The organism is Olleya sp. NP1-10 (assembly GCF_055804415.1).
In genome coordinates this window covers 3,264,912-3,280,367 of record NZ_CM147840.1, presented here as the reverse complement: position 1 = coordinate 3,280,367, position 15,456 = coordinate 3,264,912, and the positions used below count along the sequence as shown (strand labels likewise).

At 34.7% G+C, this 15,456-nt stretch carries 11 protein-coding genes and 1 pseudogene; all 12 read left to right on the top strand.

The features are described 5' to 3' along the window. The first annotated feature begins 74 nt into the window (after window positions 1–74). The 12 genes and pseudogenes from AC0L4B_RS15415 (at window position 75) to AC0L4B_RS15360 (ending at window position 15,451) form a co-directional block, all read left to right on the top strand. Window positions 75–3,782 (top strand): efflux RND transporter permease subunit, encoded by a 3,708-nt coding sequence (locus AC0L4B_RS15415; RefSeq protein ID WP_289044109.1) that lies wholly within the window; start codon window positions 75–77, stop codon window positions 3,780–3,782. Continuing rightward, window positions 3,779–5,014 carry a TolC family protein gene (locus AC0L4B_RS15410; protein ID WP_226696415.1) on the top strand — a complete coding sequence of 412 codons (1,236 nt, stop codon included), beginning with the start codon at window positions 3,779–3,781 and terminating at the stop codon, window positions 5,012–5,014. Before AC0L4B_RS15415 ends, AC0L4B_RS15410 begins: the two co-directional genes overlap by 4 nt. 2 nt (window positions 5,015–5,016) lie before the next feature. Further along, complete coding sequence (locus tag AC0L4B_RS15405) at window positions 5,017–5,748, top strand: heavy-metal-associated domain-containing protein (protein WP_226696416.1); 732 nt, start codon at window positions 5,017–5,019, stop codon at window positions 5,746–5,748. 12 nt (window positions 5,749–5,760) lie between these two features. Next, window positions 5,761–6,243, top strand: coding sequence for a DUF305 domain-containing protein (locus AC0L4B_RS15400; RefSeq protein ID WP_226696417.1), 483 nt, complete (start codon window positions 5,761–5,763; stop codon window positions 6,241–6,243). After that, complete coding sequence (locus AC0L4B_RS15395; RefSeq protein ID WP_289044106.1) at window positions 6,233–8,011, top strand: efflux RND transporter periplasmic adaptor subunit; 1,779 nt, start codon at window positions 6,233–6,235, stop codon at window positions 8,009–8,011. The genes AC0L4B_RS15400 and AC0L4B_RS15395 overlap by 11 nt, the downstream gene beginning before the upstream one ends. A gap of 32 nt (window positions 8,012–8,043) precedes the next feature. Continuing rightward, window positions 8,044–8,544 carry a heavy-metal-associated domain-containing protein gene (locus AC0L4B_RS15390; protein WP_473437708.1) on the top strand — a complete coding sequence of 167 codons (501 nt, stop codon included), beginning with the start codon at window positions 8,044–8,046 and terminating at the stop codon, window positions 8,542–8,544. Between the two features lie 1,159 nt (window positions 8,545–9,703). After that, a complete protein-coding gene (locus AC0L4B_RS15385; protein WP_226696420.1) occupies window positions 9,704–10,216 on the top strand; it encodes a DUF6943 family protein in 513 nt (170 codons plus the stop codon). A gap of 125 nt (window positions 10,217–10,341) precedes the next feature. Continuing rightward, complete coding sequence (locus tag AC0L4B_RS15380; RefSeq protein ID WP_226696421.1) at window positions 10,342–10,983, top strand: DUF6266 family protein; 642 nt, start codon at window positions 10,342–10,344, stop codon at window positions 10,981–10,983. 601 nt (window positions 10,984–11,584) lie between these two features. Then, entirely contained in the window at window positions 11,585–11,968 is a 384-nt protein-coding gene (locus AC0L4B_RS15375) for an HU family DNA-binding protein (RefSeq protein WP_473437707.1), read from the top strand. 511 nt (window positions 11,969–12,479) lie between these two features. After that, window positions 12,480–14,122, top strand: a pseudogene (locus AC0L4B_RS15370) (type I restriction-modification system subunit M). After that, the gene (locus AC0L4B_RS15365; protein ID WP_473437706.1) at window positions 14,122–15,303 is read left to right on the top strand and encodes a restriction endonuclease subunit S; all 1,182 of its coding nucleotides are present in this window, start codon (window positions 14,122–14,124) and stop codon (window positions 15,301–15,303) included. Before AC0L4B_RS15370 ends, AC0L4B_RS15365 begins: the two are co-directional and overlap by 1 nt. Next, window positions 15,287–15,451, top strand: coding sequence for a restriction endonuclease subunit S (locus AC0L4B_RS15360; RefSeq protein ID WP_473437705.1), 165 nt, complete (start codon window positions 15,287–15,289; stop codon window positions 15,449–15,451). The genes AC0L4B_RS15365 and AC0L4B_RS15360 overlap by 17 nt, the downstream gene beginning before the upstream one ends. Window positions 15,452–15,456: the final 5 nt, after the last annotated feature.

Genomic DNA, 15,456 nt, shown 5'->3' with positions numbered 1-15,456 from the left:
AATGTTGTAAGGATAATTTGCTGTATTCGGTGTTGTCGTAACACCAATGTCTAACTGTTTAATAATCAAAGCCAATGCTCAATAAAAGCATCAAATTTTTAATAGAAAACAAACTCGTAGCAGTTCTGCTACTCGTCCTTTTTGTAGGATGGGGAACGGTTAATGCACCTTTTAATTGGGATACAGGTTTCTTACCAAGCAATCCTGTTGCTGTAGATGCCATACCAGATATAGGCGAAAACCAACAAATCGTTTTTACTAAATGGGATGGTCGCTCACCACAAGATATAGAAGACCAAATCACCTATCCACTCACAACATCTTTACTCGGTATTCCAGGTGTAAAAACCATTCGTAGTTCCTCTATGTTCGGTTTTTCAAGTATCTATATCATTTTTGAAGAAGACATAGAATTTTACTGGAGTAGAAGTCGTATTCTCGAAAAACTTAATTCCTTACCAAGTGGTTTATTGCCCGAAGGTGTTAATCCTGCTTTGGGTCCAGATGCAACAGGATTAGGACAAATATTTTGGTACACTTTAGAAGGTCGTGACAAAAACGGAAATGTAACTGGTGGTTGGGATTTGCAAGAGTTACGCAGTATTCAGGATTACTATGTAAAGTATGCGTTGTCCTCTGCAAGTGGTGTTTCAGAGGTTGCTTCTATTGGTGGCTATGTTCAGGAGTATCAAGTAGACGTAAATCCAGAACTAATGCGTCAGTATAATATTGGATTGCATCACGTTGTAAAAGCGGTTAAGGAAAGTAATAAGGATATTGGTGCACAGACTTTGGAAATTAACCAAGCCGAATATTTAGTTCGTGGTTTGGGTTATGTGAAATCCATTTCAGACATCGAAAATGCAGTAGTCACTTCAGAAGATTATACTTCAATTAGGATAAAGGATATTGGTAAAGTTTCATTAGGTCCTGCAACAAGACGTGGTTTATTAGATAAAGAAGGTGCAGAGGTTGTTGGTGCTGTTGTGGTGGCTCGTTATGGCGCAAATCCAATGGAAGTCATTAATAATGTAAAAGAGAAAATTAACGAGTTAAGCGCAGGTTTACCTTCGAAAGTATTAGCGGATGGTAGAACCTCACAAGTAACCATAGTGCCTTTTTATGACAGAACAGAATTGATACAAGAAACATTAGGCACACTTAACGAAGCCTTAACTCTTGAAATATTGATTACCATTTTAGTAATAATTATTATGGTGTTTAATCTACGAGCTTCCGTATTAATTTCTGGACTATTACCTGTTGCAGTTTTAATGGTATTTATTGCAATGAAACTCTTTGGTGTAGATGCCAACATTGTCGCTTTATCAGGTATTGCTATTGCTATCGGTACAATGGTCGATGTTGGTGTCATACTATCAGAAAATATTATTCGGCATTTAGATGAAGATGATGGAACTCAATCCATTAATACGGTAGTTTATAACGCAACAGCTGAAGTGTCTGGCGCAATCGTAACCGCAGTTATGACAACTATTATCAGTTTCATTCCTGTATTTACTATGATTGGTGCGGAAGGAAAACTATTCAGACCATTAGCCTTCACAAAAACTTTTGCACTAACAGCTTCTATAATCGTAGCATTATTTTTAATTCCACCGTTTGCTGCATTTTTATTCAGAAAGAAAAACATTAAAAGCACTTTTAAATATGTTTTAAATGGTGTTTTAATAGCATTTGGAATCGTAGCCATAGTCTATGGATATTGGATAGGGTTAATTTTAATTGCGTTTGGGATTACAGCACTTCTCAATCTTCAAAGTAAGATAAAAGACAAGCAAGCTAACCTTATTAATATTATCATTTCTGTATCAGCTATTGTGTTCTTGTTAGCCGAATATTGGAGACCGTTAGGCGTTGATAAAAGCATTTTTTGGAATCTCATTTTTGTGAGTGTTATTTGCTTTGGTTTATTAGGTGTTTTCTCATTATTTATCAAATATTACACACGTATTTTAAGGTGGTGTTTAGATAATAAGTTGCTCTTTTTGTCTGTCCCAACAGCTATTGTCATTGCAGGTTTTTTCATTATGAAAAATACAGGCAAAGAGTTTATGCCCTCATTAAATGAAGGCTCATTTCTACTAATGCCAACCTCGATGCCTCATTCTGGCGTAGAAGAAAACAAGCGTGTTTTACAGCAATTGGATATGGCTGTCGCCAGTATTCCAGAGATTGAAACCGTAGTTGGTAAGGCAGGAAGAACAGAATCAGCTTTAGACCCAGCACCACTATCAATGTACGAGAATATGATTCAGTATAAACCAGAATATATGCTGAATGAAAACGGAGTACGCCAACGCTACAAAATAAATGATGATGGCTTCTTTGAATTGAAGGATGGTCGTTTGGTTTCTAATCCTAATAATTCCGAAAACATCATTTTTAGCACTATAAAAAGGTCTCAATTAATTGAAGATGATGATGGCGAGTACTATCGTAATTGGCGACCAAAAATTGAATCACCAGACGATATTTGGAATGAAATCGTAAGAGTTACAAAGTTACCAGGTGTTACATCTGCACCAAAACTACAACCTATTGAAACCCGATTGGTAATGCTTCAAACAGGAATGCGAGCACCAATGGGAATTAAAGTTAAAGGTCAAGACTTAAAGCAAATAGAAGCGTTTGGAGTGCAATTAGAAAACATCATCAAGGAAGCTGAAGGTGTTAAAAAAGAAGCTGTTTTTGCAGACCGTATTGTTGGTAAACCCTATTTGTTAATTGATATTGATAGAGAGAAAATTGCACGTTATGGCATTTCGATACAAGATGTTCAAGATGTATTAAAAGTAGCAGTTGGCGGTATGGTATTAACGCAAACGGTAGAAGGTCGTGAGCGATATGGTGTACGAGTACGATACCCAAGAGAATTACGAGCAAACCCAACCGACTTACAACAGATTTATGTGCCAGTTGAAAAAGGTAGTCCTATGCCATTAAGCGAATTGGCAACTATAAGATACGAACAAGGTCCACAAGTCATTAAAAGTGAAGACACCTTTTTAGTTGGCTATGTCTTATTTGATAAAATGGATGGTTTTGCTGAAGTAAGCGTTGTTGAAAATGCACAAGTACTAATCCAAGAAAAGATAGATTCTGGTGAGCTAATTGTACCAAAAGGAATCAACTATGCATTCACAGGAACTTACGAAAATCAATTAAGAGCAGAAAAAACTTTGTCGGTTGTTGTGCCTTTAGCATTGGCCATCATTTTCTTAATTCTGTATTTCCAATTCCGTTCTGTAGGGACATCACTAATGGTATTCACAGGTATCGCAGTAGCGTTTGCAGGTGGTTTTATAATGATTTGGCTCTATGGTCAAGGTTGGTTTTTAAACTTCAATTTCTTTGGTGAAAACCTACGCGATTTATTCCAAATGCACCCAATCAATTTAAGTGTTGCAGTTTGGGTTGGGTTTATTGCACTCTTCGGTATAGCAACCGATGATGGTGTAGTAATGGCAACCTATTTAACCCAAACTTTCGATAGAAACACACCAGATAATAAAAAGGAAATTAGAGCATCAGTTGTTGAAGCAGGAGAAAAACGAATCAGACCGTGTTTAATGACTACAGCTACTACAATTTTGGCATTATTACCAGTATTAACCTCTACAGGTCGAGGAAGCGATATAATGATACCTATGGCAATACCAAGTTTTGGTGGAATGCTTATAGCCTTAATAACCTTATTTGTTGTTCCAGTATTATATAGCTGGAAAGCCGAATTTCAACTTAAAAGAACTGTAAAATGAAACACATAAAATCACACATAAAAACAGTCTTTATTCTTTGTTCGTTATTCTTTGTTCTCAAAGGAAATGCACAACAATTAGAAGTACTCATAGATGAAGCCTTAACAAACAATCCAGAAATTCAAAAGTTTGAGTTACAATACAAAAGAGCTTCCGAAAAAGTAAACGAAGTCAATACCATTCCTAATACCGAATTTGGTGTTGGTTACTTTGTAAGTGAACCGGAAACCAGAACAGGTGCACAACGCTTTAAAGTATCTGCTAAACAAATGTTACCGTGGTTCGGAACCATTACATCGAGAGAAAACTATGTAAGTTCATTGGCAGATGCTAAATACGAGGACATTGTTATCGCAAAGCGAAAACTAATGGCTTCGGTATCGCAATCTTACTACAATCTATATGCTAACAAAGCAAAGCAAGAGGTCTTAACTGAAAACATTAAACTATTAGAAACTTATGAGACGTTGGCATTAACTTCTGTTGAGGTTGGTAAAGCATCCGCAGTAGATGTGTTGCGATTGCAAATGCGCCAAAACGAAATGCAACAATTAAAAGATGTATTGCAACAACAATTTTTAGCAGAACAAACTAACTTCAATAATCTATTGAATAGAGATAACGATGTTACCGTGAATGTGGTAGATAGTTTAATGATACCTTCAGAAGACTTTGATATTACTTCTGAAAATTTAGCATTACATCCTGAATTACTAAAATATGATAAGCTCTATCAATCCATAGAGCAATCAGAATTATTAAATCAAAAAGAAAGCAGTCCAATGATTGGTTTTGGATTAGATTATATCAATGTTGCTGAAAGACCTAATATGGATTTTAGTGATAACGGAAAGGATATTGTAATGCCAATGGTTTCGGTATCTATCCCAATTTTCAATAAGAAATATAAATCCCAAACCAAGCAAAATGAGTTGCAACAACAAGAAATTACTGCCCAAAAACAGGAACGTTTAAATGCTTTGGAAACGCTTTTAGACAAAGCGAATAACGAACGCATTTCTGCAAGAATAAGTTATGCTACCCAAACCAAAAACCTACAGCAAGCCAAAGATGCAGAAGACATTTTAATCAAAAGCTATGAAACAGGAACGATTGATTTTAATGATGTTTTGGATATTCAAGAGTTGCAACTAAAGTTTCAAATCAATCAAATAGAGTCAATTAGAACTTATTATGTTCAATCAACGATTATTAATTATTTAACACAGTAATAATGAAACATACATATAAAATATCAGGAATGACCTGTAACAACTGTAAGGCTTCCGTCGAGAAATATTTAAGTGAAATAGACCACGTATCAGAGGTGTCTGTTAATCTTGAAAAAGGTGAGGCAGAAGTGAAAATGAATAAACATATTTCAACTGATATACTACAAAAAGCATTACCAGAAAAGTATACTTTATCTGAAAAGAATGAGAAGAATGTGTTTGCATCTTCAAGTATGTCGGCAATGCCAATGGAAGAAGAAAAAAGCAAGTTACAACAATTAAAACCACTCTTGCTTATCATCTTTTATATCGCAACAGCAAGTATATTATTACATTATAAAGATTGGAGATGGAACGCGTTTATGCTTGACTTTATGGGGTTGTTTTACATCGTATTTAGCTTCTTTAAAATGCTCGATTTAAAAGGTTTTCCAGAATCCTTTCGTATGTACGACCCTTTAGCTAAACGTGTTCCTTTTTATGGGAAAGTTTATCCATTTATTGAAACAGCTTTAGGTTTAATGTTCTTAATGCGATTTGAAGTGAACATTGCTTTAATAGTAACACTTGTGGTTTTAGGGCTAACTACAATAGGAGTCACAAAAACCCTTTTAGATAAAAAAGCTATCAGATGTGCCTGTTTAGGTACAGCCCTGAAGTTACCAATGACAGAAGCTACTTTTATCGAGAATGCCATAATGATAGTTATGGCAAGTTTAATGTTAATTTTTTAAAATCAATTAATTATGAAAAATCCAAAAGAACACTCAAACAAAGGAAATTACAAAACCTTCTTTATAATGTTGGCTTGCTCATTTGTAGCAATGTACATAACGATGTATTTAAACACCTATTCCATAGACCACGTATGGTTTAGTTTAACACGATTCTATATGACGTGTTTAGGAATTTCAACAATGGCAGTAATAATGTGGTTTTTTATGCGAAAAATGTATAATGATAAAAAGAAGAATATCGCAATACTTGCAGGTAGTTTTATACTGTTTGTAGGTGCATTAGGGTTGGTAAGAACACAAGCACCAATTATTGATGATGTCCTTTGGATGAAAGCAATGATACCACATCATTCTATCGCTATTTTAACAAGTGAAAGAGCAGATATTCAAGACCCAGAAGTTAAGAAATTAGCAGAAGACATTATAAAAGCACAACGTAAAGAAATAGAAGAAATGAAAGCAATGATAAAACGATTAGAGAATGAAAAATAATAAAATAGTCATATATATTGGCATACTCGTAGTAGGTGTGTTATTGGGTTGGTTGCTTTTTGGTGGTTCATCAAAAAAAGATACAGAACATAATCACGATGCGGTTGCAGAAACTAATCAACTATGGACGTGTTCTATGCATCCACAAATTATGCAACCAGAATCAGGCGATTGTCCTATTTGTGGTATGGATTTAATTCCTGCTGATGGTGGAAGTGATGGTTTATTAGCAGACCAATTCAAATTGACTGAAAACGCAATGGCTTTAGCTAATATTCAAACATCTATTGTTGGTAAAGGCAATGTTGAAGGCAATACTATCAAATTATCTGGTAAAATTGCTGAAAACGAAGAAGCCAATGCAGTACAGGTAAGTTATTTCGCTGGAAGAATTGAACGTTTGAATGTGAGTTTTACAGGCGAAGAAGTTCGTAAAAGTCAATTATTGGCAACCATTTATTCGCCAGAACTCTATGCCGCGCAACAAGAATTAATTACTGCAGCATCTTTAAAAGAATCACAACCTGCTTTATACAAAGCAGTCCGTAATAAACTGAAATTATGGAAGCTCTCTGACAATCAAATCAATCAGATTGAAGAAACAGGAAAAGTAAAAGAAAACTTTCCTGTGTATGCAACCGTTTCAGGAACTGTCACAGAAAAATTGGTAGAGCAAGGCGATTACATTAAACAAGGACAACCCTTACTTAAAATTGCTAATCTAAACACGGTTTGGGGAAATTTTGATGTGTATGAAAATCAGATTGACCGCTTTAAAAAAGGACAGGAAGTGATGATAACAACCAATGCTTATCCTAATAAAGAGTTTAAAGGTAAAGTAGATTTTATAGACCCAGTTTTAAACAACAAAACAAGAACTGTAACCTTGCGTGTGGTACTAAATAATAAGGATGATGTTTTTAAACCAGGAATGTTTGTAACCGCAAATATTGAAGGCAATACAGCTAAAAATGACGAAGTATTAACAATTCCTGCATCTGCTGTTATGTGGACAGGTGAACGTTCTGTAGTGTACCTCAAAACAAATCCAGACCAACCTATTTTTGAAATGGTTGAAATTAAATTAGGCAATCAAATTGGTAATGAATATGAAGTTGTAGAAGGTATATTTGCTGGAAATGAAATAGTGACTAACGGAACATTTACGGTTGATGCAGCTGCACAATTACAAGGCAAAAAGTCTATGATGAATAAAGAAGGTGGTAAAGTAATGACGGGACACGAAGGTCATTTAGGTATGGATAACAATGCTTCTAACAAAGAAAGTGACCACACTAATATGAATGAGCGTTTGAAAGTGTCAGCGAAATTTCAAGAGCAGTTAAAAGCTGTTTTCAATGCGTATATCAATTTAAAAGATGCTTTAGTAAAAGAAGATTCAAAAAGTACTTCAGCAAACGCAACAACTTTATTAAATAAATTGAACAAAGTAGATATGAAATTGTTGTCAGATAATAAGGCGCATAACCATTGGATGTCATTAGAAGGCGAAATAAAATCTTCTGCAACCTCAATTTCTGAAACATCCGATATAAAATCACAAAGAGACCATTTTAAACATTTATCATCACATCTAATCAATGCTGTTCAACTATTTGGTATCAATGAAAAGGTCTATGTAGAATTTTGTCCAATGTCAGATAACAACAATGGTGCATATTGGTTGAGTAAAGAAGAAAAAGTAATCAATCCATACTTTGGCGAAGCAATGCTAACCTGTGGTGAAGTAAAACAAGTAATAGAATAAAAAATCAAGTAATAACAATTAAATTTGAAACAATGAATTTTTCAAAGAAAAATCACGAACACAAAAACAAAAATGTAATCGACGTGAGTAAAAAAGTAATTTTAAGTGTAGCTGTAATAGCAGCATTAGGTTTTACAAGTTGTAAAAACGAAACCAAAAAAGAAACAGAAACCACAACTACTGAAATGTCAAAAGATATGGCAATCACAGACCTGTCTTTTGATGTAAGAGGAAATTGCGGAATGTGTAAAAACACTATCGAAGAAGCAGCTAACGGTGTTGAAGGCGTAGCAAGTGCTAATTGGGATGTCGATAAAAAGAAGATTGACGTGTCTTTTGATGATACAAAAACCGATGCAATGGCAATCCATAAAGCAATCGCAGCTTCAGGATATGATACCGAAAAAATTGCAGGTGATGAAGAAGCATATGATGGTTTACCAGGTTGCTGTAAATACGACCACGAAATGATGATGAATCAATCTGGTGAAGAAAAAGTGATGACCATTCAAATCACGACCATTAAGCAATAATGAAAGAGTCTTTTTCGGAAGGCTCTTTTTTTATTCCCCACAACCCAAAACCCAGTTTTTTCGTACCTCAAAATCCTCTGTCTTTTGTGTTGTTCCGCACGCCAATACATAATTGGTTTTATGTCATAATACTTGTAGCCAGCGCTATAATAGCACATTTCTTTTTTTATTTAAAAGTATCCATTTTAATAAATTGGTACAATAAAAAAGCAAAGAGCTATTGCCAACGTTCAAAACAACTATTCCGCCACAAAACCAATCCCAAGCTATGTTACATAATAGAAGTTATAGGAGCAAAAATCCTTTCAGAGGTTGCCTACGGCGTGTTATTATATTTTCGTCGCTATAACTGCTATTATGTAAAATATCCGCTATTCCAACGCTCACATTGGAATATAAAACCACATTTGGCACTATATTGAATCAGTAGTAATTTAAAGTAGGTTAGTATATAAGTTATCTCATTCATCTGCACAAAACCATCGTTAAGTCCAAGTATTCCTTACCTCAAGTCTTTGTTTGTTTCATTTCGTTAACAAATATTAAAGACCACTTTTCCCAACCACCCAAGTCAGCGGTTATAAAAAAATAGGTTTATAATATGTAGTATTACGCCATAGCACATTACTTTTTATCGTGCCTCAAAAAAGCAATAAGCTATTGTCTAAAAGTCCTGTATAAGTAGCTTGTTTAAATGCTGTTTTATCAAACAACTATTTAAAACGCTACCCATACAAACGCTTCATCCAACACTCAATAACAAAATGCAACCTATTTTTTTAAGTGTTAATTCCCCAGAAAAGTTATATTTAATGTATGAAAAAACTGATTGAATCATTATTTGATTTATTCTTTCCTCACGATATAGATGAAAACGGTAATAAAATCGAAAATCCTGAAGGAGACGATTCTTATTCTACAAAATTTTTCACAATAGTTATATTGATAATAATAGTAATATTTGCATTTATAGGATTAAAATAAAAAAAGGTAGCAAATATATGTGGCTACCTCTGCCAACCGCACAAGGCTATAAAGGTCAAGCCCTACGGGTTTTGAATAAAACTTTTTTCAAGACCCTTTTTCTTTTGATTTAGACATTCAACTCAAAAAACTTTTATCCAAAAACCTTGACAGCCTTACCCACGCCACAACAACTATGGCTATCTTTTTTCTTTTCAAAAAAAATAATGGCGCGAAGCGTAGCGAAGCAATTTTAAATTGGATAGCTATGTCAACTTTTAAACTGAAAACACATCGAGCAGGAAAAACTTACTCAAACCCTCATTTTTTTATACTAAACAAAGGGCTAAACAGCGGAAAACCACTCTTAAAATCCTGTGCTAACTGTTTCGTTGTCACTACTACAACAGAAGAGGTAAAACACACACTTTTTCACTTATCTATGATGTTACAAATAGGCGGTTTTTACGCTTACTATTTAAAAGGAAGTGTTATTCCGTTTATTTCAATAGATGATTGCAGAAATACTCTAAAAAATAGTTTTACATCATTAATAAATAATGAATTTCAATTGCAAAAGCATATTAATATTGTGTCAGTAATTAGTAAAAAAGAAGCCGAACTTCAAAAAGTCATTTCAAAAATGGCAGATTTGAAAGTATCATACATTCAAAGTTTATTTTCTAAAATGCAAAAAGAAGCAATCTAAAGCAACAAAATCCATATCTAACGAATAGCATAAAATTTGCTATATATTCAATCGGAAGGTACAACTTCGTGTTAAGTCCGTACCAAGTCCGAAGAAAAACAAGTTTCATTTAAATTATTTATGTTATGGGTAAAATTTCCCAAGGTATTTTAGGAGGGCTTTCAGGTAAGGTTGGAAACGTTATCGGTGGAAGCTGGAAAGGAATTGATTACATTAGAATTAAACCCTCAAGTGTAGCCAATCCAAGAACTGTTGGTCAAGTAAACCAAAGAACGAAGTTTACTGCCACTTTAGAATTTTTACAGGCTGTAAAGCCTTTTATTAAGTTAGGGTATAAAGGATTAGCTGTTAAGAAAACAGAATTTAATGCTGCAATGTCGTATGTGTTGAATAATGCGATTACAGGTACAGAACCAAACTTTGTTGTTGACTATCCAAACGCTTTAGTAAGTCGCGGAGGTTTATCTGGTGCGTTAAACCCGACGACTGATTTAGCAACTGCTGGAGAAGTAACTTTTGGGTGGGATGATAACTCTGCTGAAGGTAACGCAAATGCTACTGACAAGGCAATGTTATTGGTTTACAATCCATCAAAAAAGGAATCTATTTCTTTACTTAATGGAGCAGACAGAACAGTAGGTTCTCAAATTGTTTCAATCCCTACAACTTATGCAGGTGATACGGTAGAGCTATTTATGGCGTTTATTACTGCTGATGGTAGTCAAGTATCAAACAGTATTTATTTAGGCTCTGGTACAGCTAATTAATGCTTGGTGTTTTTATTTGGAAACCGCTCTAATCGAGCGGTTTTTTTATGCTATATTTGTTGCTTTATTTATTGATGTTTACTCTTTATTTACTCTTTTTATGTGTTTTTTGTATCCTATTTGTTGCCCAAACGGCTTAACGCTAATAGATATAAGGATAGTTAAATATTGTATTGGTAAATAAAAATTTTCATTGTAGACCAAACAAGACTTCACTTAAAGGCATCATTATAAATGGCTTAAAATTAGTCCTGTTTCAAGTTTTCTTTAGTAGTCCTAAAAACAAAAGCCCCTTCTTTTTGCTCTAATAAGCTACTTTTTTAGATGTCATTATAATAGAGTGGTTACTTTATAGTAATCATTATGAACACAAATTGCTTGTTATTTAAAGATGTTAAACAACTGTAAATCAATTACTTATATTTTTAGTTAAACAGGTTTAAACACAAAATAGTAGTCTTATTTGGGCGTTACGAAATAACGGTGTTATAAAATTAAATAGTTTTTTTGTAAACTTGCAGAGTCAGTTAGACGACTAGTTATTAATCAGTTAGGTCGTACTAAGGCAAACAAATTATTTTTTAATTTATATCATAGATATATGAGTGTAAAGTTTAAGGCGCAAGCCAAAAGAAACCCTCAGGACATTACGTTACCTGAGAAGTACTATGCTGCAGCGATTGCAGATGGTGAAGTAGATTTAGATATACTTGCAGAGCAAATTGCTTACGAGTGTACTGTAACCGAGTCCGATTGTCATGCGGTCCTATTATCCTTAGAGCGTAACATTATACATTCGCTTAAACAAGGACGAATAGTCAAATTAGGACGATTGGGTAATTTTCAGGTCGGACTAAGCTCTACAGGTGTAGATACTGTAGAGGCTGTCAATGCCAACCTAATTACCAAGTCTCGTATTTTGTTTAGACCAGGTAAGCGGTTACGTCAATTATTAACAGGGTTAACTTACAAAAAAGCCAGCTAGAATCTCGTTTTAGGTAACCTATTATAAGGTCTTGAGTGTTGTCTTACCACTCAGGGCCTTTTTTATGCCTTTTTTTACCCTAAAAAGGTGCGCAACTTACAAGACTAAGGTGCTGACCTCTGTCATCCAAGGTGCTGACCTTACATTATAAAGGTGCTGACCTATTTAAAACCTCACGTTTAGGCACAAAAAAAGCCTAAATACCAGCTAGAATCTCTGTGTTTAGGCTATTATTATAAGGTCTTAAGTGTGTCTTACGCACTAATTGTACACTAAGTACACAACAAATATAGCTGTTTATTAGGTTGATATGCAAAAAAATCAACTTTTTGTTAGGTAAGACTATTCCTATACAAGGCTTTTTTTAGGATAATTACGAGTATTTACAAGCACATTTTTTAAAAAGTTTCTATATTTAGGCTCTCCCTTTTTTGATAATACTTCTAAAAAAGTAAAATACTTATTATTAGAAGCTTATAATGTTACAATAAATTTAAACAACAAGTTTTAAATGTCCGAAGACCAAAAACAACAAGTTCTAAAACAAACCCTGTGGAATATTGCCAACGACCTACGTGGTAATATGGATGCAGACGATTTTAGAGACTATATACTAGGCTTTATTTTTTACAAATATTTAAGCCGAAAAATGAAACTCTACGCCAACGAAATTCTAGAACCAGACGGTTTAAGTTACGATACCGTAGAAAGTCACGAGCAAGCCGAAGAATTGTTAGACGCCATTCGTTATGAAGCATTAGACAAACTTGGGTATTTCCTTAAACCAAGCGAACTGTTTAGCGAGCTAGCCAAACGTGGTAACTCAGGCAACAAAAACAACTTTATTCTAGGTGACTTAGCAAACGTGCTAACCAGCATAGAGCAAAGTACTATGGGAAGCGAAAGCGAAGACGATTTTGGTAACCTGTTTGAAGACCTAGATTTAACAAGTAGTAAACTAGGTAAAACCGAAGACGCTAAAAACGAACTCATCGTAAAAGTACTCACCCATTTAGAAACCATAGATTTCGACCTAGAAAACTCAGATAGCGATATTTTGGGTGATGCTTACGAGTATTTAATAGGGCAATTTGCCAGTGGAGCAGGAAAAAAAGCAGGCGAGTTTTACACACCACAGCAAGTCTCTAAAATACTAGCACAATTAGTAACCACAAATAAAACCAAACTAAAAAGCGTGTACGACCCAACTTGTGGTTCTGGTTCGTTATTATTACGTGTTGCTAAAGAAGTCAAAGAAGTAGGCGAGTTTTACGGTCAAGAAAGCAACCCAACCACTTATAACTTGTGCAGAATGAACATGATTATGCACGACGTACACTACAAACGTTTTGATATTTATAACGAAGACACACTAGTAAACCCAAGCCCAAAACACAAAGAAGAACGCTTTGAAGCCATAGTTGCCAATCCTCCATTTTCGGCAAACTGGAGCGCAAGCCCATTATTTATGAGCGACGATCGATTTTCTGCCTACGGTAAACTAGCACCAAAATCTAAAGCAGATTTTGCCTTTGTGCAACACATGGTACATCAATTAGACGATAATGGTACAATGGCTTGCGTATTACCACATGGTGTATTGTTCCGTGGTGCAGCCGAAGGTCATATTAGAAAGTTTTTAATAGAAGACAAAAACTATCTAGACGCAGTAATAGGTTTACCAGCAAACATATTTTATGGTACAAGCATACCAACCTGTATTTTGGTACTCAAAAAAATAGAACTAACGTACGTCATTCTGAACTCGTTTCAGAATCTCATCCTAAACGTCACGAATCCATCCTATTTATAGACGCCAGCCAACATTACGAGAAAGTAAAAACACAAAACGTATTACAAGACCAGCATATTAATGCTATTGTAGACACCTACAGAGCGTACTGTCATTCAGAGCGTGGCGAAGAATCTCAAGCTACTATTGATAAGTATTCATACGTAGCCACTTTAGACGAGGTTAAAGAAAACGACTATAACCTAAACATACCACGTTATGTAGATACTTTTGAAGAGGAAGAACCTGTAGACTTAAAAGCGGTTTCACAAGAGCTAAAATCGTTGGAGGCAGACATAGCAAAGACTGATGCCACCATTGCAGACTTTTGCAAACAGTTAAACATAGATACTCCTTTTTAATGGCAACACAGAACAACAAAGGTAACGTCATTGCGAACACACCTGTCATTGCGAACGCAGTGAAGCAATCTCATGATGCCAACGATAATAATAAACAGATTGCTTCGTCCCTCGCAATGACACACGCAAGAGTACCCAAACTACGTTTTAAAGAGTTTGAAGGGGAATGGGAGGAAATTTTACTTGACGATTTTGCAATTAGAGGATCTGGACATACTCCAAGTAAAAGTCATCCAGAGTATTATAATGGAGATATTAATTGGATTTCCCTATCAGATTCAAAACGGTTGGACAATGGTTATATTGAAGAAACTAATACAAAAATTACAGAATTAGGTATAAAAAAATCTTCCGCTGTACTTCATCCAAAAGGAACTGTTTTACTCTCAAGAGATGCAGGTGTAGGGAAAAGTGCTGTAATGAAACACGCTATGGCAGTTAGTCAGCATTTTATTGTGTGGAAAACTGAAGACAATAAATCATCAAATTGGTTTCTTTATAATTGGTTACAAATTATGAAACCACAATTTGAACGAATAGCTATTGGTAATACAATAAAAACAATTGGATTACCTTTTTTTAAGAAGCTTAAGATAGTTGCTCCTAGTTTTAAAGAACAACAAAAAATAGCCAATTTCCTAACATCAGTAGATACCAAACTACAGCAACTCACCACAAAAAAAGAAACCTTAGCCCAATACAAAAAAGGCGTAATGCAACAACTGTTTAGCCAACAATTGCGCTTTAAACCAGACGTCACAAATACATCCGTCACTGCGAGGCACGAAGCAGTCTCTTCAAAAGCCACGCAAACAGAATTCCCGGATTGGGAAGAGAAGCGGTTGGGAGAGGTTTGTAATATCAAAACAGGTAAATTAGATGCTAATGCGATGGTTGAAAATGGAGAATATCGTTTTTACACATGCGCTAAAGATTATTTTCAAATAGATAGTTATGAATTTGACACAGATGCTCTAATTGTTTCTGGAAATGGAGCAAATGTTGGTTATATTCATCATTTTAAAGGAAAGTTTAATGCTTATCAAAGAACCTATGTGTTAGATGGATTTGAGCAGAATATTTTTTATATACGACACTTTTTAGATAAGTTTTTACATAAACGAATTTTTAGAGAAAAAAGATGGAAATACACCTTATATAGTAATGTCAACTTTAAGTGAGATGGAAATATTACTTCCTAAACTTCCTGAACAACAAAAAATAGCCAATTATTTAAGTGCTATAGATACAAAAATAGAAGCAGTACAAACGCAAATAACCAAAACGCAAGCGTTTAAAAAAGGGTTGTTGCAGCAGATGTTTGTTTAAAAATA

Bases quoted from the DNA above. Each gene is read 5' to 3' on its own strand.
- AC0L4B_RS15390 (WP_473437708.1), top strand. From the start codon at position 8,044: ATGAATTTTTCAAAGAAAAATCACGAACACAAAAACAAAAATGTAATC.
- AC0L4B_RS15415 (WP_289044109.1), top strand. From the start codon at position 75: ATGCTCAATAAAAGCATCAAATTTTTAATAGAAAACAAACTCGTAGCA.
- AC0L4B_RS15410 (WP_226696415.1), top strand. From the start codon at position 3,779: ATGAAACACATAAAATCACACATAAAAACAGTCTTTATTCTTTGTTCG.
- AC0L4B_RS15380 (WP_226696421.1), top strand. From the start codon at position 10,342: ATGGGTAAAATTTCCCAAGGTATTTTAGGAGGGCTTTCAGGTAAGGTT.
- AC0L4B_RS15395 (WP_289044106.1), top strand. From the start codon at position 6,233: ATGAAAAATAATAAAATAGTCATATATATTGGCATACTCGTAGTAGGT.
- AC0L4B_RS15400 (WP_226696417.1), top strand. From the start codon at position 5,761: ATGAAAAATCCAAAAGAACACTCAAACAAAGGAAATTACAAAACCTTC.
- AC0L4B_RS15365 (WP_473437706.1), top strand. From the start codon at position 14,122: ATGGCAACACAGAACAACAAAGGTAACGTCATTGCGAACACACCTGTC.
- AC0L4B_RS15375 (WP_473437707.1), top strand. From the start codon at position 11,585: ATGAGTGTAAAGTTTAAGGCGCAAGCCAAAAGAAACCCTCAGGACATT.
- AC0L4B_RS15405 (WP_226696416.1), top strand. From the start codon at position 5,017: ATGAAACATACATATAAAATATCAGGAATGACCTGTAACAACTGTAAG.
- AC0L4B_RS15385 (WP_226696420.1), top strand. From the start codon at position 9,704: ATGGCTATCTTTTTTCTTTTCAAAAAAAATAATGGCGCGAAGCGTAGC.
- AC0L4B_RS15360 (WP_473437705.1), top strand. From the start codon at position 15,287: ATGTCAACTTTAAGTGAGATGGAAATATTACTTCCTAAACTTCCTGAA.